Genomic DNA, 21,523 nt, shown 5'->3' with positions numbered 1-21,523 from the left:
TAGACGCTTTATGGTTAATGAAGCCTTAGCAGGCGTTGTAGTCGATCAGCTTGCGGGCACGAAGTTCAACGCTACGCCGTTGATGCAGTAGCGCAGATAGGTCGGCGGCGGGCCGTCTTCGAAGACGTGTCCAAGATGGCTGCCGCAGCGCGCGCAATGGCATTCGGTTCGCACCATGCCGTAGGAGCGATCCACCGTTGTTTCGACGGAGCCTTCGACCGGATCGTTGAAGCTCGGCCAGCCGGTGCCGCTTTCGAACTTGAGCTTGGATTCAAACAGCGGCTGATCGCAGCCGGCGCATTCGAAGGTGCCGGAGCGTTTCTCGTAGAGCAGCGCGCAGCTACCGGGGCGCTCGGTGCCGTGATCGCGCATGACGGCATATTGTTCAGGCGTCAGCCGCTCGCGCCATTCGGCATCGGTGCGGGTGACGGGGTAGGCGGTTGTTGCGGTGTCCATGATCGCGATCCCTTGTTCGGCACCTTATGTAGGAAGCCGCGCCGCAGGGGGCCAGAGGTCGGTCCCTGCTCAATGCTTGCGCGACAACGCCTTCGTTGCCGCTTCCAGCCCGGTCAGGGTCAATGGAAACATACGGTCGCCGAAGATCTCGCGGATCATGCTGATCGAATGCGTGTAGGGCCATAGCCGCTCGGCACCGGGGTTGAGCCAGATCGTGCTCGGCCATTGCTGAAGCGCGCGTTGAAGCCACACAGCACCGGCTTCCGCGTTCCAGTGTTCCACCGAGCCGCCAGGATGCGCGATTTCGTAGGGGCTCATGGAGGCGTCGCCGACAAAGATCGCCTTGTAGTCCGGGCCATAGCGATGCAGCACGTCGAAGGTCGGGATGACCTCCGCATGACGGCGGCGATTGTCCTTCCACACGCCCTCGTAAAGGCAGTTGTGGAAGTAGAAATATTCTAGCTGCCGGAACTCGGCGCGAGCGGCTGAAAATAGCTCCTCCACGATCTTGATGTGATCGTCCATCGATCCGCCTACATCGAAGAACATCAGCAGCTTCACGGCATTGCGGCGCTCGGGACGGGTTTGCACGTCGAGATAGCCATGTTCGGCCGTGGCGTGGATCGTGCCGGGTAGGTCGAGTTCTTCGGCTGCGCCTTCGCGCACCCAGCGGCGCAAACGCTTCAGCGCGACCTTGATGTTGCGGGTGCCGAGTTCGACGGAGTCGTCGAAGTTGCGAAACTCGCGCTTGTCCCAGACTTTCACCGCGCGACGATGTCGGCTTTCATCCTGGCCGATGCGCACGCCTTCGGGGTTGTAGCCATAGGCACCGAACGGCGACGTGCCGGCCGTGCCGATCCACTTGGAACCGCCCTGATGACGACCCTTCTGTTCCTCAAGACGCTGTTTCAGCGTTTCCATCAGCTTGTCGAAACCGCCCAGCGCCTCGACCAGCTTCTTTTCGTCTTCCGTCAGATGCTTTTCGGCGAGACGCCGCAGCCATTCTTCAGGCAGATTGGCTGCATCAATCCCGCCTTCGCCGGTGACAGCGTCCAGGCCCTCGAAGACGTGGGCAAAAACCTGGTCGAAACGGTCGATGTGGCGCTCATCCTTCACCAACGCTGCGCGGGCGAGGTAGTAAAACCCTTCGACATCATACTCGACAAGACCGGCCTCCAAGCCTTCGAGCAGGCTCAGATATTCGCGCAGCGAGACGGGAACGCGCGCAGCCTTGAGCTCAAGGAAGAAGGGGATGAACATCGCTTGCCGCCGTTATTCAATCCGGTAGCGAAGGAAGCCGGTGTTTTTCGCGACGCGATCGTAGAGCTGCCGTGCCGTGGCATTGGACTCGTGGGTGAGCCAGTACACGTTCGTCACGCCATCTTCGGCTGCAATGCGCTTTACGGCTTCGATAAGCACCCGCCCCAAGCCCGTGCCGCGGCGTTCGGGATCGACATAAAGATCCTGCAGGTAGCAATTGTTCGCGACCGTCCAGGTGGTGCGATGGTACATGAAATGCACCAGCCCCATTGGCTTCGTATGGGTCACCGCAAGCAAACACTTCGGCTCGAACTCGCCTGGCGTATGCAGCCGTTTCCATGTCTCTGCATAGACCTCTTCCGGCACCTTCGCCTCGTAGAAGTCGAGATATTCAGTCCAGAGGCGGCGCCAATCCGCTTCATCGTCCAGCGTGGGCGGGCGAACTTCCATACCTTCCATAACCGAAACTCCTCAGCCCTGCCGCCGTGCCATGAAGGCCAGCCGTTCAAACAGATGCACGTCCTGCTCGTTCTTCAACAAGGCGCCATGCAGCTTCGGCAGTGCGTTCTTGGGATCGGCGCGCAGGTCTTCCGGTTCTATGTCGTCGGCCACCAGCAGGCGTATCCAGTCTAGCGCTTCGGATGTCGACGGCTTCTTTTTCAAGCCCGGCACGTCGCGGATTTCGTAAAAGCGGGTGAGGGCGGCGCGCACCAGATTCTGCTTGATGCCGGGGTAATGGACATCAACGATTTTCTGCAGAGTCTCGGCTTCCGGAAAGCGGATGTAATGGAAGAAGCAGCGGCGCAGAAAGGCGTCCGGCAGCTCCTTTTCGTTGTTCGAGGTGATGATGACGATCGGCCGGATGGCGGCGCGGATCGTTTCGCCGGTCTCATAGACATAGAACTCGTTGCGATCGAGCTCCTGCAGGAGATCGTTGGGGAACTCGATGTCGGCCTTGTCGATCTCGTCGATCAGGAGCACGACCTTCTTACCGGCCGCAAAGGCATCCCACAGCTTGCCGCGGCGGATGTAGTTGGCAATGTCGTTGAAGCGGGGATCGCCCAACTGGCTGTCGCGCAGACGCGACACGGCGTCATATTCATAAAGGCCCTGCTGCGCCTTGGTGGTGGATTTCACGTTCCATTCGATGAAGTCCAGCCCGAGCGCTGAGGCCACCTGCCGGGCCAGTTCGGTCTTGCCGGTGCCCGGCTCGCCCTTGACTAGAAGCGGGCGCTCCAGAGCGATGGCGGCGTTGACTGCGACCATCAGATCCTTGTCGGCAACATAGGCTGCCGTGCCTTCAAAACGCATGAAGCTTGGTTCTCCCGACAGGGTGCGGTCAGACCGCGTTCTTCTGGCATATGTGCCTGCCTAAAGTCGGACGGCAAGGCGGTTGGTGGCTGAACCTGTTGCGCCAGTGTTCGTTTGTTCATCTAAACAGGACCAACCGACATGACCGATCCGCAGCAACGCCGCCTTTTTGGCATCCTCGTCGCGATCTTTGCCCTGATTCCGGTTGCGGCCGGCCTGGCGGGTCTTTTGCTCGGACCGCGTTTTCTGGGTGTACAAGCGCCGTGGCCGGCCGATCTTGGCAGTCATTTCCGGTTTCTGTCCGGCATTTTCCTGGCCATGGGCGTCGTCTGGTGGAGCTGCCTGGCTGATCTCCAGAACACCAAGGGGCGCTTCCGTTTGCTGGCTTTGCTGACGATTTGCGGCGGGCTTGCGCGGTTTGTTTCGCTGTTTGTCGACGGCCAGCCTTCGCTCGGTCATCTCGGCGGGCTTGTCATGGAGCTTGGCGTCGTTCCCCTGCTGACGCTGTGGCACTTCCGGCTGTTCGGACGCTGAGGCCTCTGGTCAAGCGCGGTTTGCAGGACTATCTGTGGTGTCGGCGTTCTGGGCTTCCCGACAGAAGTAACATATTCTCGGGGCCTTATTGATCTCTAGGGAGCTGTCCCTGTTTAGACCCGTGGGTTTGGACACACGGCGCCCACCTACTATGTAGGTTCCCGGGATCGATCTCTTCATCGGTCGTTCTGGATCGCCACTTTCATCGGAATTTTCCGGGAGAATCCTCCGGTTTCTCGCCGAAACACGGCGATTTCTTCCGCTATTTTGATCGCTTTTTCTGGTTTTCCTCGCCATAACCGGTGAATGGATACGGCTTTCTTCAAGAAATCGCTCCGCTCGGAAACGCTCAAGCGTCGCGACGCCCTGTCGCCGGATTATCGATCGAAGGCGGCGGCCAAGATGGCGGATCGCGTCGGCGAATTCGGCATCGCCAAAGGCACGGTGGTGTCCGGCTTCTGGCCGATGCGGACCGAGGTCGATGTGCATCCGCTGATGGCAACCTTGGCAGAAAGTGGAGCGCGGATTTGCCTGCCGGCGATCCTCGACAAGACCACCATCGTGTTTCGCGAGTATTTTCCCGATGGCGAGATGATCGACATGGGCTTCGGCACGATGGGGCCGCCCGAAACTGCCACAGTGCTCGAACCGACGGTGATGCTGGTCCCGCTGGTTGCCTTCGACGGGCGAGGGCATCGGATCGGCTATGGCGCCGGCTATTATGATCGCGCGATCGCCGGTCTGCATGCCAAGGGTATCCTGCCGCGATTGATCGGGGTGGCGTTCGACTGCCAGCAGGTGGAGTTCGTGCCGGACGAGCCGCATGATGTGCGGCTAGCGGAAATGCTGACAGAGAGCGGCTTGCGCCCATTCGAGCCGGGCTGATAGGACACGTCTCAAAGCTGGCTGATCAATGCGCCGGCGGAGGTTTGTGGTGCGACTTCTCTTCCTCGGCGACATGGTAGGCAAATCCGGACGAACGGCGGTGTGGGAGCGGTTGCCGGGCCTGATCGCCGACCTCAAGCTCGACTTCACCATCGTCAATGGCGAGAACGCGGCCGGCGGCTTCGGCATCACCGAAGATATTTTCCACGAGACCATCAAGGCCGGCGCCGATGTGGTGACCACCGGCAACCATGTCTGGGATCAGCGCGAGGCGCTCGGCTTTGCAGCACGCGAAGACCGCTTCCTGCGCCCGGCCAACTTTCCCAAAGGCACGCCGGGCAAGGGCGCCGGGCTCTACATTGCTAGGAATGGCGCACGCGTCATGGTGTCGAACATCATGGGCCGCATCTTCATGCATCCCGAACTGGACGATCCGTTCCAGGCCGGCGAGCGCGAGTTGGCGGCTTGTCCGCTGGGCGAACAGGCGGATGCGGTGGTGTTCGACTTTCATGCCGAGGCGACAAGCGAGAAGGTCTGCTTCGGCCATTTCGTGGACGGCCGCGCCAGCCTGGTGATCGGCACGCATACGCACCAGCCGACGGGCGATCATCAGATCCTGAACGGCGGCACCGGCTATATGTCGGATGCCGGCATGTGCGGCGATTATGACTCATCGCTTGGCATGGACAAGGAAGAGCCGTTGAACCGCTTTCTGTCCAAAGTGCCGAAGGGCCGCATGGAAGCGGCATCAGGACCGGCGACGATCTGCGGCGTCGGCGTGCAGATCTCGGACCGTACCGGACTGGCGGAAAAGATCGCACCGTTGCGGCTTGGACCGCGCCTGGAAGAAACGATCCCGGCCTTCTGGCAATAGCGCACAGTGATGACAGGCCCGTGATAACGGGAATGTCAGAATTGATCGTGTTGTAGAAGCTGAAATCGACCCTACGTCTTGCCGACTTTTACCGGCAAAGAGAGGGATTTTCAGGCCGTGGCCGAGTATTTCGGGTTTATCAACGATCCAACAGCATGGGTCGCGCTGGCGACGCTGGTCGTCATGGAGATCGTGCTGGGGATCGACAATCTGATCTTCATCTCGATCCTCACCAACAAGCTGCCGCCTGAAAAGCAGCAGTTTGCGCGCCGCCTCGGCATCGGTGCAGCGCTGGTGCTGCGTCTCGGCCTGCTTTTCACCATCTCCATCATCGTTCAGCTGACCGAGCCGGTTTTCACCGCCTTCGATATCGCCTTCTCCTGGAAGGACCTCATCCTGATCGCCGGTGGCCTGTTCCTTGTCTGGAAGGCGACCAAGGAAATCCACCATACGGTGGATGTCGAAGACGATAAGGGCAACATGGTCGGCAACACCGTTCAGTTGACGGTGGGCTCGGCGATCGTTCAGATCCTCGTGCTGGATCTGGTGTTTTCGGTCGACTCGATCATCACGGCCGTCGGCATGACCGACCATATCGCGATCATGTTCATCGCCGTCATCACGGCCGTGACCGTGATGCTGGTGGCAGCCGAGCCGCTGTCGCGCTTCATCGCCAAGAACCCGACCATCGTCATGCTGGCGCTGTCGTTCCTCCTCATGATCGGCATGACGCTGATTGCGGAAGGTTTCCACTTCCATGTGCCCAAGGGCTACATCTATGCCGCCATGGGTTTCTCCGCGGCGGTGGAAGCGCTCAACATGTTTGCGCGGCGACGCAAGACGCGGGTCAAGACGACCAGCCTGCACTAAGGCGTAGCAATCAAGAAAGGCCCGCTTCGGCGGGCCTTTTTCTTATTCGGCGGCCTGGAAGGCGTCTGCTCCGCGTTCAAACTGGAGGCGGGCGAGCTTGGCGTAAACGCCGTTCTTTTGCACCAGCGTATGGTGCGTGCCTTCCTCGACGATGCGGCCGCCATCCAGCACCAGGATGCGATCGGCCTTGAGGATGGTCGCCAGGCGATGCGCGATCACCAGCGTGGTACGGCCCTTCATCAGGCGTTCCAGTGCCGTCTGCACCAGCGTTTCGCTTTCGGCATCGAGCGCGGAGGTGGCTTCGTCGAGCAGCAGGATCGGCGCGTCGCGCAGAATGGCGCGGGCAATGCCGATACGCTGACGCTGGCCGCCCGACAGCATGATGCCGCGCTCGCCGACCTGCGTATCGTAACCGTGTTCGAGATTGCCGATGAAGGTGTCGGCCAGGGCATCCCGTGCGGCAGCTTCGATCGCATCGCGGCTGGCGCCCGGTTTGCCGAAGGCGATGTTGTCACCGGCCGTATCGGCGAAGATCGCGACATCCTGCGGCACCACGGCCATGCGGGCGCGCAGATCGAGCGGATCGGCTCGCGTCAACGGCACGCCGTCGATGGTGATCGACCCTTCCAGCGGATCGTAGAAGCGCATCAGCAGCGAAAAGATCGTGCTCTTGCCCGACCCCGAGGGGCCGACGATCGCCACCGTTTCACCCGGCCGGACCGCAAAGGACAGGTCGGTCAGGGTCGGCATGTCCGGACGCGCCGGATAGGCAAAGGACACCTGCCGGAACTCGATGGCGCCAAGCGGCTTGGCGGGCAAGGGTTGCGACTGCGCCGGCGTGGTGACTTGCGGCACTTCGTCGAGGATGTCGCTCATGCGCTCGGCGGCACCGGCGGCCTGGCTGATCTCGCCCCAGACTTCCGACAAAGAACCCAGCGCGCCGGCGGCCAGCACCGCATAAAGCAGGAATTGGCTCAGCGTGCCGGCAGTGATGGCGCCGGTCAGCACATCGCGCGAGCCGAACCAGAGAACGGCGACGACGGATGAGAAAATGAAGAAGATCGCGAAAAAGGTCAGGATCGAGCGCGCCAGGATCGATGAGCGCGCCGCCTCGAAGGCGCGATCCACCGCGGCACCGAAACGGCCGACGACCATGCCCTCATTGGTGAAGGCCTGCAGCGTGCGCACGGCGGAAATCTGCTCGCCGGCATAGGCGCTGGCCTCGGCCAGCATGTCTTGCGCATGACGCGACTTGGCGCGCACATTGCGGCCAAAGCCGACCAGGATCAGCACGATCACCGGAATGGCGCCGAGCACCATCAAGGACAGTTTCGGGCTGGTGACCACCATCATCACCACGCCGCCGATCGCCATGATGGCGTTGCGCAGGGCCTGCGAGGCGGTGGAGCCGACGACTGACTTGATCTGCGTGGCATCGGCCGTCAGCCGCGACACGATTTCGCCGGAGCGGGCTGTATCGAAAAAGGCAGAGGACAGCGTCGTGACATGGGCAAAGACATCGCGACGCAGATCGGCCACGACGCGCTCGCCAATCGTGATGACGAAATAATAACGCAGCGCGGAGGCGGCCGCGAGCACGGCCGCGATGCCGATCAGCATGCCGAAATAGCCTTGGATCATGCCGGCTTCCACGCCGTTGAAGCCGTGATCGATCATGCGGCGCACCGCGATCGGCAGGGTCAGCGTGGTGACCGCCGCAATGATCAGCGAGACGATGGCGCCCCCAACCAGGCCGCGATAGCGCTTCAGATAGGGAAGCAGGCGCGACAGGGGAGCAAGTGAGCGGCGGCGAGCGTCGGGCGACGGCTCTTGAGCGGCCATTTTCAACTCCTGGCTTAACCGACTGAGCGCATGCGGGCCGGCCTTGTGCTTGGTCGGAGGCTGATGTATAGGCTCGCCGACCCTTTATGAAGCCGTAGCGGTCATTCGCTGCGGCTTCAAGTTTTCCAGACCGGGTGACATCGCCGCAGGGCCGAAGCGAGCTTCTCGCATCAGGCTCGGCGCAAGCCCAGTAGAACCAGGACAAGCGCCATGAAAGACAGCATTCACCCCGATTACCACACGATCAAGGTCGTGATGACCGACGGCACCGAGTACCAGACCAAGTCGACCTGGGGCGCAGCCGGCGACACGATGAACCTCGACATCGACCCGACCACCCATCCGGCCTGGACGGGCGGCACGCAGACGCTGCTCGATCGCGGTGGTCGCCTGTCGAAGTTCAAGAAGCGCTACGAAGGCCTCGGCATCTAATCTGCCGATTTCGGTTGGAATTGAAAACGCCGTTGCAGGTTTGCAGCGGCGTTTTTCGTTTTTGGGATGTGGTGCGTCCTTCGAGGCTCGCCAGGATGGGGCGGAGGTTCGTTCTGGACGCCGTTTCGTCATCCTCGGGTCTGCGTCTCCGCTTGCGTTCCGGCTCCGCGCGAGGATGACGAAGCGGGAAGGGTGGTGCGTCCTTATCTGCCCTGCGCACTGCCCTTAACCAACAAGATCCATGGCGGGCGGTCGAGCTTCGGTAAGGCTGGTGCTTGGTTGGCAAGCGGGGTAGCTTCTATGATCTTCGGCGAGAAAGCTCACCTGGTTGTCTGCTTTAGAAGCGAATGTCAGCAAGCGGTCTGCAATCGACATCATGCGGGTCGTCATGGCCCTTCTTGTCGTGGCGCTTCATGGTCAGCTCTTCAAAGAAATCAGCGCAGAAGCCAAATTCGTCATTTCAGACACGCTGTCGCGCCTCGCCGTTCCATGGTTTCTGGTGGTGACCGGATTTTACTTTCGGGCAAGCAGCCTTGCCGAACTGCGCGTCTGGCTGATCCGAATGGCCGTCATCTACGCAGTGTGGATGATCGCGTATTCGCCCTTCTACCTCGCCGACTTGAACCTTAAGAGCGCCGTGCTGCTCGCCGGCTTCGGCTATCGTCATCTTTGGTATCTGTTCGCAGCCTTGCAGGCGGGGCCTATCCTTTATTGTCTTCGCGGTCGGAGCTTTGTTCTGCTGTTACCGATTGCGAGTGTCCTGTTTGCGATAGGGATGGTGATCCAGCACTTCGAGTTGACTGAGTCCGCCGACTACCGGGTCGTCCTGTTCCGAAACTTCCTCTTCTTTGCATTGCCCTTCATGCTGCTCGGGCATCTGATGCGCCGTGTCGATTGGAAGCGCGTGTCGTCGAGCCTGCTTGTTCTTCTGTGTGTGGCAGGCTGTTGCATCCTGCTTCTGGAAGCCGCGTTCTTTTCGTCCCGAACCTGGTTCTCACAGGATCTGTATGTCAGCCTGTTCTTTGTCAGTCCGGCTGTTTTCGCTCTGTGTCTTCACTTCGACAATGGGCGGCTGCGGTCTGCTGCGGAAATGGCAACCGGCATTTACCTCATTCACCTGATGGTCTTGCTGACGACAAAATCGAGCACAAGCCTTACGGAAACGCCGGCGACACTGGTCACCATCGGGCTATCTGTTGCAGCGGCATTCGCACTGCGGAAATTGAACAAGCTTGTTCCGGTGCTTTAGCGCGGCAGCGGGAGGCTCGTTAAGGCGAGCCTCCGACTGGATGCCGCCTACGCCTCAAGCGCGCGCTGCACGATCGCCGTATCGGTGTGCTGGATGAAGCGCGCCAGCTTGTTGTCTCGGACCGTCCAGACATGAACGAAGGGGGCGCGGAAGCTCTTGCCGGTGTTGTTGTAGCGGCCGCTGTAGTGGCCGAGCGCAACCACTGTGTCGCCTTCGGCGACAGTGCTGTCGGGCACCGCCTGGTAGCCTTCCCACTCGGTCATGAGCTTGGCGAAGACGGACTGAACGACCGCATCATGCCCGACAAAGGTGCCGGCATAGGGATAGCCTTCGGCCTCGGTCCACTCGATGTCGGAGGCCATGGTGGAAAGAACCGCAGGCAGGTCTCCCGCAGCAAAGCCGGCATAGAGTTTCTGCACCAGAACGCGGTTCTGCTCGATATTGCTCATTGAACATCCTCCCCCAAGGGAACCACCATGACAGCGCCGTGGCAGGACCGCAACGGGTTTGCGGGCAGCATGAGCAAAGATCAAGCTGGCGATGGCACTCAGGAAGGAGGCGCTTACCGGTCTGAGTGCCCCAGCCCGCGCTCCGGCCAGACGAGATCGCGGACGCGCTGCTTGAGCACCTTGGCTTCGGGGAAGCCGGCGTCGCGTTTGCGCTCCCAGATCAGATGGGGCTCGGCGCCGTCGGCCTGGCAGTGGATCTCGAAGATGCCGCCGGTGCCCGGTACGAGCGCGACTTCGCCGAGATCAGCGCCAAAGGTGGAGAGCAGTTCCTGGGCAAGCCAGGCTGCACGCAAAAGCCATTGGCACTGCGTGCAGTAGGTGATGGTGATGCGGGGCAGGGTGGCCACGCTCAAAACTCAGGCCGCGCTGAGCTTGGCCATGGTGGCCTCGTCGACTTCGAAGTTGACGTAGACATTCTGCACGTCGTCGTCGTCTTCGAGCGTGTTGACGAGCTTCAGGATCGACTGGGCGCGATCCTCGTCCACCGGCACGTTGTTTTGCGGCTTCCAGATGGTCTTGACGGATTCGGCCTCACCAAGCGTGCTTTCCAGCGCCGACGAGACTTCGCCGAGATCGCCGAAGGCGCACAGGATGGTGTGGCCTTCCTCGTCGCTCGTCACGTCCTCGGCGCCGGCTTCGATCGCGGCTTCCATGACCTTGTCGGCGTCACCGACCTTGGCGGGATAGGTGATTTCGCCGGTGCGGTCCCACATGAAGGACACGGAATTTGTTTCGCCGAGCGCGCCGCCCGCCTTGGTGAAGGCTGCGCGCACATTGGCCGCGGTGCGGTTGCGGTTGTCGGTGAGCGCTTCCACGATCAGCGCGACGCCGCCTGGGCCGTAGCCCTCGTAGCGCACTTCTTCGTAGTTTTCGGCATCGCCGCCTGAGGCCTTGGCGATGGCGCGGGCAATGTTGTCCTTTGGCATGGACACGGCCTTGGCGTTCTGGATGGCCAGACGCAGGCGCGGGTTCATGTCGGGATCGGGCAGGCCAGCCTTTGCGGCCACCGTGATTTCGCGGGCGAGCTTCGAGAACATCTTGGATCGAACCGCGTCCTGGCGGCCCTTGCGATGCATGATGTTCTTGAATTGGGAATGGCCGGCCATAGTACCTCTGTCGAGTCGAAGATCGGAGTTGACGGTTTGTCGGAATTGCCCGGTCTATAAAAGGAATTCCGAGCAAAATCCAGCGTGGGGCTTAGCCGTAGCGCTGTTCCAGATGGCGCTTGAAGTGGGTGGCGTCGAGGGCCGAGCCGGTGGCGCGCTGCATTAGCTCGGGCGTCGACCAGCGCGAGCCTTGGCTCCAGATGTTGTCGCGGCGCCAGTCGTTGACGCGCTCGAAGCGGCCCGCGGCGAGATCGTCCTCGATGTCCGGCATGTCTTTGGCGATCGTCGCCCATTGCTGCGCGGCCATCATGGCGCCGAGCGAATAGGACGGGAAATAGCCGAGCATGCCGGCCGGCCAATGGACGTCCTGCATCGGGCCGTCGCCAGGTGAATCGATGGTGGACAGGCCGAGCGTGTCCTGCATCCGGGCATCCCAGGCTTCCGGAATGTCGCGGGTTTGCAGGCGGCCGGCAAGGAGATCCTGCTCCATTTCGAAGCGCAGGATGATATGCAGGGGGTAGGTGACCTCATCGGCATCGACGCGGATCAAACCGCGCTCGACATGATGGACGTGGGGCAGGATGTCGTCGATCGCCCAATCTTCGCCGAGATGCTTCTCCACCACCGGCAGCGCCCACGCCCAAAAGGCCGGGTTGCGGCCGAGCTGCTTTTCCACGAACAGGCTCTGGCTTTCATGCACGGCCATGCCGCGCGCCTTTCCAAGCGGCCAGTGCGCCCAGGCTTTCGGCAGGTTCTGCTCGTAAAGCGCGTGGCCGGTTTCGTGCAGCACGCCCATCAGGGAGGACAGGAATTCGGTGGTCTTGTAGCGCGTGGTGATGCGCACATCGGTAGGCACGCCGCCACAGAAGGGGTGGTGCGACACCGACAGGCTGCCGTGGGTGAGATCGAAGCCGACCGCCTGCATCATGGCCAGCCCAAGTTCGCGCTGACGCTCGATGGGGTACGAACCCGATAACGCCTTCAACGGGTGCTTGGCGCGTTTTTCTTCCTGGACTGACAAGGCGCGCGGCACGAAGTCGACGAGGAAGGTCTTCAGGTCGTCGAAGACCGGGGCGATTGTAGCGGCCCGGGTGCCGGGGTCGTATTGCTCCAGCAGCGCATCATAGGTATCGAGCTTGAGGACGTCGGCGCGCATGGCGGCTTCCTCGCGCACCAGCTGGATCACGCCATCCAGTGCCGGCTCGAAGGAAGCCCAATCGTTCTTGGCGCGCAGATCGCGCCACAGCTGCTCGGAGCGCATGCGGGTTCGCATCTGCTTTTCCACGAACTCGGCGGGCAGGCAGGTGAGGTTGATATATTGCCGCTTGAACTCGCGGACGGCGGCTTGTTGCTCGTCGTCGAGGTCTTCGCGTTCGGCCGCGTCGATCCAGTCGGCGATTTCGGGAGCGGAAGCCTGGCGATGCTGCATGCCGGCAAGGGCTGCCATGCTTTCGGCCCGCGCTTCGCCGCCGCCGACCGCCATCGACACGGCTTCATCGACGCCCAGGATCGAAAGGGCGTGGCTGAAAGCTTCGAGTCGGCGGTTGAGGTCGTCGAGTTTCTGAAAGGAGTCGGGTTTCTGGAAGGACATGGGGGGAACACCATCCTCGGGCTGCGTGATTACCCTGCTGTAGCGCACAACACGGCGTGATTGAACCGGCCTCGTCTTTCGTCGCACTTGCCGTGAGGAAAGGTGGCGTTCATGCTGTGTTTCTTAACAGGGGAAAAGGGAGGAGTTTCAGTGGTGGGATTGAACAGACGCAGTGCGCTCGGTCTGGCGCTGGCGGCCGGCCTGGCTTTCGGTAGCCCGGCGCAGGCGCAGGAGTTTCCGTCGCAGACGATCACGCTGGTGGTGCCGTTTGCGGCCGGCGGCTCGACCGATCTGGTTGCGCGCGTGATCGCCGAAAAGATGTCGGGCGAACTCGGTCAGAACGTCATCGTGGAAAATGTCGGCGGGGCCGGCGGCAATCTCGGTGCCGACCGCGTCGCGCGCGCGGAACCCGACGGCTATACGATCCTGATGGGCACGGTGGCGACCCATGCGCTGAACCCGCTGATCCTGAAGACCAAGCCCTATGATCCCGTGACCGACTTCACGCCGGTTTCGCTGCTGGTGCTGGTGCCCAACGTGCTGGCGGTGAATCCGCAGCTGCCGGTCAACACGGTGCAGGAGCTGATCGACCTGCTGAAATCGAAACCCGGCGAATACTCCTATGCTTCATCGGGCAACGGCACGCCGCTGCATCTGTCCGGCGAGCTGTTCAAGAGCATGACGGGCGTCGACATGCAGCACGTGCCCTACAAGGGGTCCGGCCCAGCACTGACCGATGTGCTGGCGAACCAGGTGCCGATTATCTTCGACAACCTGCCATCGTCGTCCGGCCATATGAAGAGCGGCACGCTGAAGGCGCTGGGCGTCACCACGGTGGAGCGCGCGGCCTCCTTCCCCGACGTGCCGACCATCGCAGAAACCGTGCCGGGCTACGAGACCTATTCCTGGAACGCGCTGTTTGCGCCCAAGGACACGCCGGCGGACGTCGTCGCCAAACTCAACGCCGCCGCCAACAAGGCGCTGACCGACGAGACGGTGAAAGCCCGCATGAAAGATTTCAGCGCCACGATCGTTGGATCAACCCCGGAAGAATTGGGCGCGCATGTGAAGGCGGAACTGGCGAAGTGGGAGCCGATTGTGAAGGCGGCTAACGTGCAGTTGGATTGAGGTGATAGGGGCTGCGGGCTGCCGGGGGTGGCCGGCTGTCGTGCCCATTTAGCTCCTGTAGCCACAGCTTGAACAATACTGCCGGCTTTTTTCGGTACCGTCGACGAAAGCTTAACGGCTTCAATCCAACATGATTGAAGCACAGGGGTAGTTTATGGCTGAAACTTCAATCGAGTGGACCGATGCGACGTGGAACCCCGTAGCTGGTTGTACCATTATCACCGCAGGTTGCACCAACTGTTACGCGATGCGGATGGCGGCTAGGTTGGAAGCCATGGGGACAGAAAAGTACGTAGGCACAACTCGCAAAAGCGGCGGTCGGGCAAAATGGTCAGGAAAGATCACTCTTGATCCGAAGGCCATGTCAATACCGCTAACATGGTCGCGACCGAGGCGCGTTTTCGTCAACTCCATGTCTGATCTTTTCCACGAAGACGTACCAGCTGATTTCATTCGCGATGTCTGGGCCACGATGGCGCAGACATCGCGCCATACGTACCAAGTGCTCACAAAGCGCCCTAAACGAATGGCAGAGGTACTTACAAGAGGTGACTTCCCGGTACTGCCGAATGTGTGGCTTGGAACTAGCGTGGAAGATGACCGGGTCGTATCTCGCCTGGATGATCTGCGCCGCGTCCCAAGTGCTATTAGGTTTGTTTCGTTCGAGCCCCTGATTGGCTCGGTTGCTGGCGCGGAACTGCACAACATACATTGGGCTATCGTGGGTGGGGAGTCTGGCCCAAATGCACGCCCTATGGAAGCCATTTGGGTCGATGAAATCGAAGCAGCGTGCCGGCGGTCTGGAGCAGCTTTCTTCTTCAAGCAGTGGGGAGGCCGGAACAAGAAGGCCACCGGCCGCGAGCTTCGCGGTCGGACTTACGACGAGATGCCATCGCTGCCGGCTTAGAAATCGAAGGTACCCTGATCTTTCTTGGACGAAACCTTCCAGAACTTGTGGGCCAAGTCATGCTTAGCGGCGAGCAGAAGCCAATAGAGATGTTGCCCCTTTGATCCCGTAATGAGTGTCGTGTCTTCGGACGTCGCAATGCCTGTGCTCGCGACAGACTTTCTCCAGTACTCCATAACATCCCGCCTGATGGTGGGCTGCTGCTGCTTAAGATCGACAGCGTGTCGCCAGCCGGGCGCGAACTGGTCGAACTGCGAAATTTCGGCAGCAACGTTGATGCTAAGGTTTCTTTGAAGATCCATTTTGCTGATGTGGGCAAGTATGTCGATGCGCTTAAGCCTAGAAAGTGTTTTGAAGATTTCAAAATTCAGCGCTCCGATGTTAAACGGATCGAGAAAAGCGAAATTCAATCCATGAACTGCTGATTGCTGCAGCGCACGCGCTGCTGTCTCGTTAGCAGGTCCATGTATAGGAAAGACCGGTGCACCCATTTCTTTGAGACGTGTTGTTGCTGCTTCCAGCCGATCCTTGTCAAGATCGGCGATGATGACCTTGGAAAATGGTGCCCCACCTTCACAGCTCTTCTTCCAAGCGGCTACAGGACTGCCGTCGATCCACTCTCCTGTGTCCTTGACCAGCGATCTGCCCGGTCCGCAAAACAAATCAATGTAACATGCTCCTCCCGCTCCCTGTGGAGCTAGGTACTTTGCTCGTACACCACGTGAAATATCGATATATCGGCAGAGGTATGCTTGCTTCTCCCTGGCCCAACCGCCAACTTCCTCAGCGGGTAGTTTATCGTCTCCCTCGATTAGATCACCCAATGAATGCGCCCCTACCCAATCAAAAGCTAAGGTCTTCCAGTCGTATCAATCGGTCAAGCGCTTCGTCTTGTTTCATTGCAAGATGTTGTGCAACAAGGACCGGCGATCATGAGTTCATAAGGCAGGCTAAGGGTACGCAGCGTTAGCTAGGACCTGTATAAACTTTACGCTGGAATGAAAGCTTAGATGTCCGATAGTCAAAAATCTTCAGAGACAAACGGTAGGAAGGCATTTTGTAGCGCCTGCGGCGGCGATCGGAACTGCACTGTTAGAGGTGAGTTCCTCCAGGCCGGCGGCGACGAAGATTTTCAGTGGCACACATATTGGTACATCCTTGAGTGTCGGGGCTGCGATCATACATTCGTCCAGACAGTTAGCACGGACTCTGAATCTATCGAATATGACTATGGTCCAGATGGTGAGACTATCTCGTGGGCGCGCGAGACCTCGCTGTATTGGCCCGCGAAGGCAAAGCGCAAAAAGCCGGATTGGCTATCGGAAATAGTACTAGAAGACGTTGACGTAACGGTACTGGACCAGTCTCTAGTAGAGCTTTACGGAGCTTTAGATAATGACCTGATAGTCTTGGCAGGAATTGGGATCCGAACAACTTTCGACATAGCGTCCAAGCTGTTGGGGGTGGATCCTGACTTGACGTTCAAGAAAAAGCTTGCGGCGTTGATGGACGCAAATCACATCGGCCCGTCTGACATCTCTCATCTCGAGACGCTGGTGGATGCTGGTAGTGCATCTGCTCACCGCGGGTGGCGTCCAGGGCCGGCAGCTCTAAGCACCATGATGGATGTCTTGGAGCATTTTCTTCAAAACGCGTTCATTGAACCGCATCGAAAGAAGCAGCGAGATGAGGCTGTCAGAAAGTTGAAGGTTCCCCGACGCAAACCGCAAGGCAAGAACAACGAAAACAAACAGGTCTTACTCGTTACGGGCATTGATGACCTTGGTATATGATCGCTGAGTATCGCCGCTAGGGCGTCCTTCAGCCATGTTTCTCAAAGTGAAGGATCGCATCGAGGGGCAGATACTACGTCGAGCCGAAACGGATCAGCACGCGCTCGTCGGGCAACATCAGCGCGAAGCCGATCGTGTAGAGGTTGGACGCGAACGGCGCACCCGGAGAGACAGGGCCTTCGAACACATAGTCCGCCCCATGCTTGAAGCGGCTCAGGTCCACCTCCGCCAACAGCCATGCGGGTGGCGCATCCAGCGTAATTGGCGGCAGCGAGGCGTCTGTCTTCAGAGCGTGCGAAATCGCGGCGAGATCGGCTTCGGAATAGCGCAACACCGCCCATAGTTCATTGTCCGTCGGACCGAGACCGCCTTCCGTGCCGATGGGGGTGACCGACCATTTCGCTTCTACCGGGGCGGGGTGCAGGGTTATGAACTTGGCCAGGAGGGCGATGTCGGTTTGCACTTCGGCGACCTTGGCCGGCTGGCTTTCCGAGCAGCCGGGGGCCGCCATCATGACCAGCGCGGTTAGGGCGAGGGCGCGTGCGAGGTGTTTCACGCAAGCGATCCGTTCGCGCCGGGTTTTGGAGCGCGTGAAAGCCGGACGGGCCGTGATCCACGCCATCTCCGCGAACTCCTTCAAGCGCGCGCCGTTCAGCGCTCCGTCAGCTTCAGCTCAATGCGGCGGTTGCGGTCGCGGGCTTCCGGGGTGTCGGCGGCGTCGAGGGGTTGGTATTCGCCGAAGCCGGCGGCGACCAGGCGGTTGGCGGGAACGCCGCTGGCGATCAGGAACTTGACCACCGAGGTCGCGCGCGCCGACGACAGTTCCCAGTTGTCGCGGAAGCGGCCGGTGCCCGACAGCGGGCGGTTGTCGGTGTGGCCATCAACGCGCAGCACCCAGTTGATTTCGGGCGGGATTTCGCGCTGCAGCTCGATGATGGCCTGGGCGAGTTTCTGCATCTCGTCCTGGCCGGCCGGGTTGATCTCGTCGCCGCCGACGGGGAACAAGACTTCCGACTGGAACACGAAACGGTCGCCGACGATGCGGATGTTTTCGCGGTCGGACAGGATTTCGCGTAAACGGCCGAAGAAGTCGGAACGGTAGCGGTTCAGTTCCTGCACGCGCTGGGCGAGCGCCACGTTCAAACGGCGGCCGAGATCGGCGATCTTGGTGTTGGACTCGCGGTCGCGGCTTTCGGACGCGTCGAGCGCGGATTCCAGCGCGCCGATCTGCATGCGCAGAGCCGAAATCTGCTGGTTCAGCAATTCGACCTGGCTGAGTGCGCGCTGGCTGATCTCGCGCTGTCCTTCAAGCTCGCCGGACAGCGTGCCGATCTGCGCGGTGGCGGCGGCATCGGCGCCGGTGCCCTGGTTCAACAACTGCTGCAAACGGCTGCGGTCCTGCTCGGCCTGGCTGAGCGAAGCCTGGAGGCCGGCCAGCTGGTCGGTGGCGTCCTGGTTGTTGGAGCGTTCCAGCGCCAGCAGCTGCGTCAACTCGTTGATCTGCGAGTTCAGGCGGTTCAGCGCCTCATCCTGGCCGCTGACTTCGCGCGACAGAAGGAACTGCGCCAGCACGAACACGGACAGCAGGAACATGATGGCCAGCAGCAGCGTCGACAGGGCGTCGACGAAGCCCGGCCAGTAATCGACGGTGCGTTGGCTGCGTCGGCCGCGAGCAAGCGCCATGGTTCTAGCTGCGCTCCTTCTCGGCCAACGTATCGGCGAGGCGGTCGAGCGTGGCGCGCACGGCCTTTTGTTCTTCGGCCTGCGCTTCCACCCAATCGCGCATGATCTGCTGTTCCGAGCGCATGTTCTTCACCAGACCGGAAATGCCGTCGGCGAGATTGGCCATGGCGGCTGCGACGCGCTGGTTGGAGCCGCCGCTGTCCTGAATGGCGCGCAGGCGCTCTGACAGGAGCTTCAGCTCTTCGCTGGAGGTCGCGGCGGAGGCGGTGTCGACGATCGGCAGGGTGGATTCCAGATCGGTGACGGAGGACAGCCAGTTTTCGAGCTCGGTATAGAAGCGGTTCTGCGCGCGGCCGGCCTGAAGGTCGAGGAAGCCGAGCACGAGCGATCCGGCCAGACCGAACAGGCTGGACGAGAACGCCGTGCCCATGCCCTGCAAAGGTGCCGACAGACCGGACTTCAGGGAGTTCAGCACATCATTGGTGCTGCCGGTGCCGGGATCGAGCGACTGGATGGTCTGGCCGATCGAGCCGATCGTGCCGAGCAGACCCCAGAAGGTGCCGAGCAGGCCGAGAAACACCAGCAGGCCAATGAGATAGCGCGAGATGTCGCGGCTTTCATCGAGGCGGTTGGCGATGGAATCGAGGATCGCGCGGGTGGAATTGGTGGTGAGCGCGATGGCCGAGGAGCGGCTGAGCAGCGCGCGCATGGGCGCCAGCAAAACGGGATCACCGCTATCATTGCCGGCGCGAAAATTCTTCACCCAGCGCACTTCGCGGAACAGGCGGATGACCTGCATCAGCGCAAGCAGGATGCCGACGACGAGGACGCCGAGAATCAATCCGTTCAAACCGGGATTGGTGCGGAAGGCGGTGGCAATCTGCCTTGTCAGGATAACGGCGACAAAGCCCGCGATCGCCAGAAAGACGACCATGGAAGCCAGGAAAACCTGCGGATTGGACAGTTTGTAGGGATCGGCTTCCGGCCGGTCCACCATGCGTTCCAATCCGAGCGTCTTTGCCAACGCCATTCACCCGCCTCCAAGGCCTGCGACTTAACCTTCGCCAAGCTTTAAACGGAAACGGGTGGGAAAAGAAAGGCGCGCGTGCAACAGCGCGCGCCGCTTCCCCTTGATTTAGCTGCGCTGCAGGGGCTTGTTCAGCGTCTTGACCAGCGCGCCGTGGATGATCTCGTTGCCGGCCACCACCGAACCGGTCTCCAGCATGTCCTGTCCGCCGTCACGGGTGGACAGGAAGCCGCCGGCTTCGCGGATCATCAGGATGCCTGCCGCCATGTCCCAGGGCTTCAAGCTGTCTTCCCAGAAGGCATCGAAGCGCCCGGCAGCGACATAAGCGAGGTCGATCGCGGCTGCGCCGAAGCGGCGGATGCCGGAACTATCGGCCATGACGTTGCGCAGGTCGATCAGAGCACGGCCGTGATTGCCGAGGCCGAGATGCGGAATGCCGGTGGCAACCACGCAATCCGACAGCTGGCGGCGTGCAGCCACCCGCATGCGGCGGTCGTTCATGAACGCGCCGCCGCCACGCTCGGCTACGAACATCTCGTCCATGGCCGGGTTGTAGATCACGCCGGCGACGATCTGGCCCTGGCGCTCAAGGGCGATCGAGATGCCGAACACCGGAATGCCATGCAGGAAGTTTGTGGTGCCATCCAGCGGATCGACGATCCAGCGGTGCTGGTCGTCATCGCCATGCACGGCGCCGCGCTCTTCCATCAGGAAGGAATAGCCGGGGCGGGCGCGTGACAGTTCGGTGTAGATGATGTCCTCGGCCTTGCGATCGGCCTGGCTGACATAATCGCCCGGACCCTTCACCGAAACCTGAAGGTTCTGCACTTCGCCGAAATCACGCGCGAGCGAGCGGCCGGCCTTGGTGGCGGCACCGATCATGACATTGATGAGAGCCGAACGCGCCATGCTTGATCCCGATCGTTAAAAAGAACTGTCCGCGCGGGCCAACTGCCCCCGAAGAACCAACCGCGCTTAGTCGGCGCGGCGGATATAGGTGATCTCGTTGGTATCAACGATGATGCGCTCGCCCGACGAGATGAAAGGCGGCACGAGAACGCGCACGCCGTTTTCCAGAACAGCCGGCTTGTAGGACGAGGCAGCGGTCTGACCCTTTACGACAGGATCGGCTTCCGTGATGGTCAGCGTGACCTGATCCGGCAGGGCAATGCCGATCGGGCGCTCTTCATAAAGCTCGACCGTGACCATCATGCCGTCCTGCAGGAAGGCCGCGCGATCGCCGACGAAGTCCTTGGCGAGTTCGAGCTGCTCGTAGCTTTCGGTGTCCATGAAGACCAGCGCGTCGCCCTGCTCGTAGAGGAAGGAGAAGTCCTTCTGCTCGAGGCGGATCTTTTCCACCGTCTCAGCGGCGCGGAAACGCTCGTTGAGCTTGGTGCCGTTGATCAGGTTCTTGAGTTCGACCTGATTATAGGCGCCACCCTTGCCGGGCTTCACCGCATTGGTCTTTACCGCAACCCAAAGGCCACCATCATGCTCGATGACGTTGCCTGGACGGATTTCGTTGCCGTTGATCTTTGCCATGGTGGTTGATTGTCCGGGATTGTTGGCGCCGGAGCGGCGCGATTGGCGCTCCCACAACCATACTTCGCCGCCAGAAACAAGATGCGACGCAATAGGCTTGAGCTAAAGCGGGTGCCTCAACGCAGCTTGTCGGCCTGGTCTTCGGCCGCTTTGAGCTGCGCTTCGGTGAGGCCGGCGAGGTGATCGTCCATCTCGGGATCGCGCAAACCGGCGCGTTGCGCGCGCAGATACCAGGCAGCGCCCGCGATCGGATCGCCCTCGACGCCGATGCCGGCGACGTAGAGCTTGGCAAGACGATTGCGCGCCGCGACATTGCCGCCTTCGGCCGCGCGCTTCATCCAGGCAAAGCCGGCGACCGCATCGCGCTTGCCGCCGCGACCGGCAATCAGCCAGCTGGCATATTCGAGCTGTGCGGTATCATAGTTCTGCCGGGCGGCGCGTTCCAGAAAGCTGCGCGCCATGGCTTCATCGGCGGTTCGGCCGCCAAGGCCGTTGGCGTAAACTTCGGCCATCGCATATTCGGC

The 21,523-nt window shown here is 60.9% G+C and carries 25 protein-coding genes and 1 other RNA gene; 10 read left to right on the top strand and 16 right to left on the bottom strand.

Features of this window, described 5'->3' with window-relative positions; genetic code table 11:
* Positions 1-45 precede the first annotated feature (45 nt).
* The 4 genes from msrB to RTX98_RS07460 all read right to left on the bottom strand — a co-directional run bounded on the left by msrB (position 46) and on the right by RTX98_RS07460 (position 3,027).
* Positions 46-456: a peptide-methionine (R)-S-oxide reductase MsrB gene (gene msrB / locus RTX98_RS07475; RefSeq protein ID WP_312795693.1), complete on the bottom strand. Its 411-nt coding sequence runs from the start codon at positions 454-456 to the stop codon at positions 46-48.
* Between the two features lie 69 nt (positions 457-525).
* Positions 526-1,716 carry a VWA domain-containing protein gene (locus RTX98_RS07470; protein WP_312795691.1) on the bottom strand — a complete coding sequence of 397 codons (1,191 nt, stop codon included), beginning with the start codon at positions 1,714-1,716 and terminating at the stop codon, positions 526-528.
* Positions 1,717-1,728: 12 nt separating this feature from the next.
* Positions 1,729-2,175: a GNAT family N-acetyltransferase gene (locus RTX98_RS07465; RefSeq protein WP_312795690.1), complete on the bottom strand. Its 447-nt coding sequence runs from the start codon at positions 2,173-2,175 to the stop codon at positions 1,729-1,731.
* Between the two features lie 12 nt (positions 2,176-2,187).
* Positions 2,188-3,027, bottom strand: coding sequence for a MoxR family ATPase (locus RTX98_RS07460; RefSeq protein ID WP_312795689.1), 840 nt, complete (start codon positions 3,025-3,027; stop codon positions 2,188-2,190).
* A gap of 141 nt (positions 3,028-3,168) precedes the next feature.
* Between RTX98_RS07460 and RTX98_RS07455 the strand changes: the two genes are divergently transcribed.
* The 5 genes from RTX98_RS07455 to RTX98_RS07435 all read left to right on the top strand — a co-directional run bounded on the left by RTX98_RS07455 (position 3,169) and on the right by RTX98_RS07435 (position 6,190).
* Positions 3,169-3,561, top strand: coding sequence for a DUF4345 domain-containing protein (locus tag RTX98_RS07455; protein WP_312795688.1), 393 nt, complete (start codon positions 3,169-3,171; stop codon positions 3,559-3,561).
* 42 nt (positions 3,562-3,603) lie between these two features.
* Positions 3,604-3,760: non-coding RNA, 6S RNA (gene ssrS, locus RTX98_RS07450), on the top strand.
* Between the two features lie 107 nt (positions 3,761-3,867).
* Complete coding sequence (locus tag RTX98_RS07445) at positions 3,868-4,446, top strand: 5-formyltetrahydrofolate cyclo-ligase (RefSeq protein WP_312795687.1); 579 nt, start codon at positions 3,868-3,870, stop codon at positions 4,444-4,446.
* A 49-nt stretch (positions 4,447-4,495) separates the two neighbouring features.
* On the top strand, positions 4,496-5,320 hold the full coding sequence (locus tag RTX98_RS07440) for a YmdB family metallophosphoesterase (protein ID WP_312795686.1): 825 nt from the start codon (positions 4,496-4,498) through the stop codon (positions 5,318-5,320).
* A gap of 117 nt (positions 5,321-5,437) precedes the next feature.
* The gene (locus RTX98_RS07435) at positions 5,438-6,190 is read left to right on the top strand and encodes a TerC family protein (protein WP_416223079.1); all 753 of its coding nucleotides are present in this window, start codon (positions 5,438-5,440) and stop codon (positions 6,188-6,190) included.
* A 42-nt stretch (positions 6,191-6,232) separates the two neighbouring features.
* On the opposite strand, the gene RTX98_RS07430 is transcribed toward RTX98_RS07435, so the two are convergent.
* Positions 6,233-8,032 (bottom strand): ABC transporter transmembrane domain-containing protein, encoded by a 1,800-nt coding sequence (locus RTX98_RS07430; RefSeq protein ID WP_312795684.1) that lies wholly within the window; start codon positions 8,030-8,032, stop codon positions 6,233-6,235.
* A gap of 210 nt (positions 8,033-8,242) precedes the next feature.
* Between RTX98_RS07430 and rpmE the strand changes: the two genes are divergently transcribed.
* Positions 8,243-8,464 (top strand): 50S ribosomal protein L31, encoded by a 222-nt coding sequence (rpmE, locus tag RTX98_RS07425; RefSeq protein WP_189505516.1) that lies wholly within the window; start codon positions 8,243-8,245, stop codon positions 8,462-8,464.
* 376 nt (positions 8,465-8,840) lie between these two features.
* On the top strand, positions 8,841-9,713 hold the full coding sequence (locus RTX98_RS07420) for an acyltransferase family protein (protein ID WP_312795726.1): 873 nt from the start codon (positions 8,841-8,843) through the stop codon (positions 9,711-9,713).
* A 47-nt stretch (positions 9,714-9,760) separates the two neighbouring features.
* Here the strand turns inward: RTX98_RS07420 and RTX98_RS07415 are convergent, their stop codons facing one another.
* From RTX98_RS07415 to RTX98_RS07400, 4 genes are all read right to left on the bottom strand, one after another.
* Positions 9,761-10,162, bottom strand: coding sequence for a nuclear transport factor 2 family protein (locus RTX98_RS07415; RefSeq protein ID WP_312795682.1), 402 nt, complete (start codon positions 10,160-10,162; stop codon positions 9,761-9,763).
* 113 nt (positions 10,163-10,275) lie between these two features.
* The gene (locus RTX98_RS07410) at positions 10,276-10,569 is read right to left on the bottom strand and encodes a SelT/SelW/SelH family protein (RefSeq protein WP_312795680.1); all 294 of its coding nucleotides are present in this window, start codon (positions 10,567-10,569) and stop codon (positions 10,276-10,278) included.
* Between the two features lie 9 nt (positions 10,570-10,578).
* Entirely contained in the window at positions 10,579-11,328 is a 750-nt protein-coding gene (locus RTX98_RS07405) for a YebC/PmpR family DNA-binding transcriptional regulator (protein WP_189505522.1), read from the bottom strand.
* Between the two features lie 91 nt (positions 11,329-11,419).
* Complete coding sequence (locus RTX98_RS07400) at positions 11,420-12,919, bottom strand: carboxypeptidase M32 (RefSeq protein WP_312795679.1); 1,500 nt, start codon at positions 12,917-12,919, stop codon at positions 11,420-11,422.
* Between the two features lie 111 nt (positions 12,920-13,030).
* Between RTX98_RS07400 and RTX98_RS07395 the strand changes: the two genes are divergently transcribed.
* Both RTX98_RS07395 and RTX98_RS07390 read left to right on the top strand, forming a co-directional pair.
* Positions 13,031-14,047 carry a tripartite tricarboxylate transporter substrate binding protein gene (locus RTX98_RS07395; protein WP_312795677.1) on the top strand — a complete coding sequence of 339 codons (1,017 nt, stop codon included), beginning with the start codon at positions 13,031-13,033 and terminating at the stop codon, positions 14,045-14,047.
* A gap of 154 nt (positions 14,048-14,201) precedes the next feature.
* On the top strand, positions 14,202-14,954 hold the full coding sequence (locus RTX98_RS07390; RefSeq protein WP_312795675.1) for a DUF5131 family protein: 753 nt from the start codon (positions 14,202-14,204) through the stop codon (positions 14,952-14,954).
* Here RTX98_RS07390 and RTX98_RS07385 read toward each other — a convergent pair.
* Complete coding sequence (locus RTX98_RS07385; RefSeq protein WP_312795673.1) at positions 14,951-15,778, bottom strand: three-Cys-motif partner protein TcmP; 828 nt, start codon at positions 15,776-15,778, stop codon at positions 14,951-14,953. The genes RTX98_RS07390 and RTX98_RS07385 overlap by 4 nt on opposite strands.
* 186 nt (positions 15,779-15,964) lie before the next feature.
* On the opposite strand from RTX98_RS07385, the gene RTX98_RS07380 reads away from it, so the two are divergent.
* On the top strand, positions 15,965-16,747 hold the full coding sequence (locus RTX98_RS07380; RefSeq protein WP_312795671.1) for a DUF4145 domain-containing protein: 783 nt from the start codon (positions 15,965-15,967) through the stop codon (positions 16,745-16,747).
* Between the two features lie 73 nt (positions 16,748-16,820).
* Here the strand turns inward: RTX98_RS07380 and RTX98_RS07375 are convergent, their stop codons facing one another.
* The 6 genes from RTX98_RS07375 to RTX98_RS07350 all read right to left on the bottom strand — a co-directional run.
* Positions 16,821-17,369: a hypothetical protein gene (locus tag RTX98_RS07375; protein ID WP_312795670.1), complete on the bottom strand. Its 549-nt coding sequence runs from the start codon at positions 17,367-17,369 to the stop codon at positions 16,821-16,823.
* Between the two features lie 29 nt (positions 17,370-17,398).
* A complete protein-coding gene (locus RTX98_RS07370; RefSeq protein ID WP_312795669.1) occupies positions 17,399-18,430 on the bottom strand; it encodes a peptidoglycan -binding protein in 1,032 nt (343 codons plus the stop codon).
* A gap of 4 nt (positions 18,431-18,434) precedes the next feature.
* Positions 18,435-19,460 (bottom strand): MotA/TolQ/ExbB proton channel family protein, encoded by a 1,026-nt coding sequence (locus tag RTX98_RS07365; RefSeq protein ID WP_312795667.1) that lies wholly within the window; start codon positions 19,458-19,460, stop codon positions 18,435-18,437.
* A gap of 105 nt (positions 19,461-19,565) precedes the next feature.
* Complete coding sequence (locus tag RTX98_RS07360) at positions 19,566-20,366, bottom strand: inositol monophosphatase family protein (RefSeq protein WP_312795666.1); 801 nt, start codon at positions 20,364-20,366, stop codon at positions 19,566-19,568.
* 66 nt (positions 20,367-20,432) lie between these two features.
* Positions 20,433-20,999, bottom strand: a complete 567-nt coding sequence (gene efp, locus RTX98_RS07355) for an elongation factor P (RefSeq protein ID WP_312795664.1) — start codon at positions 20,997-20,999, stop codon at positions 20,433-20,435.
* Positions 21,000-21,115: 116 nt separating this feature from the next.
* A partial coding sequence (locus tag RTX98_RS07350) for a tetratricopeptide repeat protein (protein WP_416223078.1) occupies positions 21,116-21,523 on the bottom strand: 408 nt, incomplete at its 5' end.

Origin of the sequence: Tianweitania sp. (assembly GCF_032053605.1) — a bacterium.
Classification (GTDB): Bacteria; Pseudomonadota; Alphaproteobacteria; order Rhizobiales; family Rhizobiaceae; genus Tianweitania.
This window is presented reverse-complemented; position numbering and strand designations above follow the sequence as displayed.

Coding starts and splice junctions, on each gene's coding strand:
- msrB (WP_312795693.1), bottom strand. CDS start 456: ATGGACACCGCAACAACCGCCTACCCCGTCACCCGCACCGATGCCGAA.
- RTX98_RS07470 (WP_312795691.1), bottom strand. CDS start 1,716: ATGTTCATCCCCTTCTTCCTTGAGCTCAAGGCTGCGCGCGTTCCCGTC.
- RTX98_RS07465 (WP_312795690.1), bottom strand. CDS start 2,175: ATGGAAGGTATGGAAGTTCGCCCGCCCACGCTGGACGATGAAGCGGAT.
- RTX98_RS07460 (WP_312795689.1), bottom strand. CDS start 3,027: ATGCGTTTTGAAGGCACGGCAGCCTATGTTGCCGACAAGGATCTGATG.
- RTX98_RS07455 (WP_312795688.1), top strand. CDS start 3,169: ATGACCGATCCGCAGCAACGCCGCCTTTTTGGCATCCTCGTCGCGATC.
- RTX98_RS07445 (WP_312795687.1), top strand. CDS start 3,868: ATGGATACGGCTTTCTTCAAGAAATCGCTCCGCTCGGAAACGCTCAAG.
- RTX98_RS07430 (WP_312795684.1), bottom strand. CDS start 8,032: ATGGCCGCTCAAGAGCCGTCGCCCGACGCTCGCCGCCGCTCACTTGCT.
- rpmE (WP_189505516.1), top strand. CDS start 8,243: ATGAAAGACAGCATTCACCCCGATTACCACACGATCAAGGTCGTGATG.
- RTX98_RS07420 (WP_312795726.1), top strand. CDS start 8,841: ATGCGGGTCGTCATGGCCCTTCTTGTCGTGGCGCTTCATGGTCAGCTC.
- RTX98_RS07415 (WP_312795682.1), bottom strand. CDS start 10,162: ATGAGCAATATCGAGCAGAACCGCGTTCTGGTGCAGAAACTCTATGCC.
- RTX98_RS07405 (WP_189505522.1), bottom strand. CDS start 11,328: ATGGCCGGCCATTCCCAATTCAAGAACATCATGCATCGCAAGGGCCGC.
- RTX98_RS07400 (WP_312795679.1), bottom strand. CDS start 12,919: ATGTCCTTCCAGAAACCCGACTCCTTTCAGAAACTCGACGACCTCAAC.
- RTX98_RS07395 (WP_312795677.1), top strand. CDS start 13,031: ATGCTGTGTTTCTTAACAGGGGAAAAGGGAGGAGTTTCAGTGGTGGGA.
- RTX98_RS07390 (WP_312795675.1), top strand. CDS start 14,202: ATGGCTGAAACTTCAATCGAGTGGACCGATGCGACGTGGAACCCCGTA.
- RTX98_RS07380 (WP_312795671.1), top strand. CDS start 15,965: ATGTCCGATAGTCAAAAATCTTCAGAGACAAACGGTAGGAAGGCATTT.
- RTX98_RS07375 (WP_312795670.1), bottom strand. CDS start 17,369: ATGGCGTGGATCACGGCCCGTCCGGCTTTCACGCGCTCCAAAACCCGG.
- RTX98_RS07370 (WP_312795669.1), bottom strand. CDS start 18,430: ATGGCGCTTGCTCGCGGCCGACGCAGCCAACGCACCGTCGATTACTGG.
- RTX98_RS07365 (WP_312795667.1), bottom strand. CDS start 19,460: ATGGCGTTGGCAAAGACGCTCGGATTGGAACGCATGGTGGACCGGCCG.
- RTX98_RS07360 (WP_312795666.1), bottom strand. CDS start 20,366: ATGGCGCGTTCGGCTCTCATCAATGTCATGATCGGTGCCGCCACCAAG.
- efp (WP_312795664.1), bottom strand. CDS start 20,999: ATGGCAAAGATCAACGGCAACGAAATCCGTCCAGGCAACGTCATCGAG.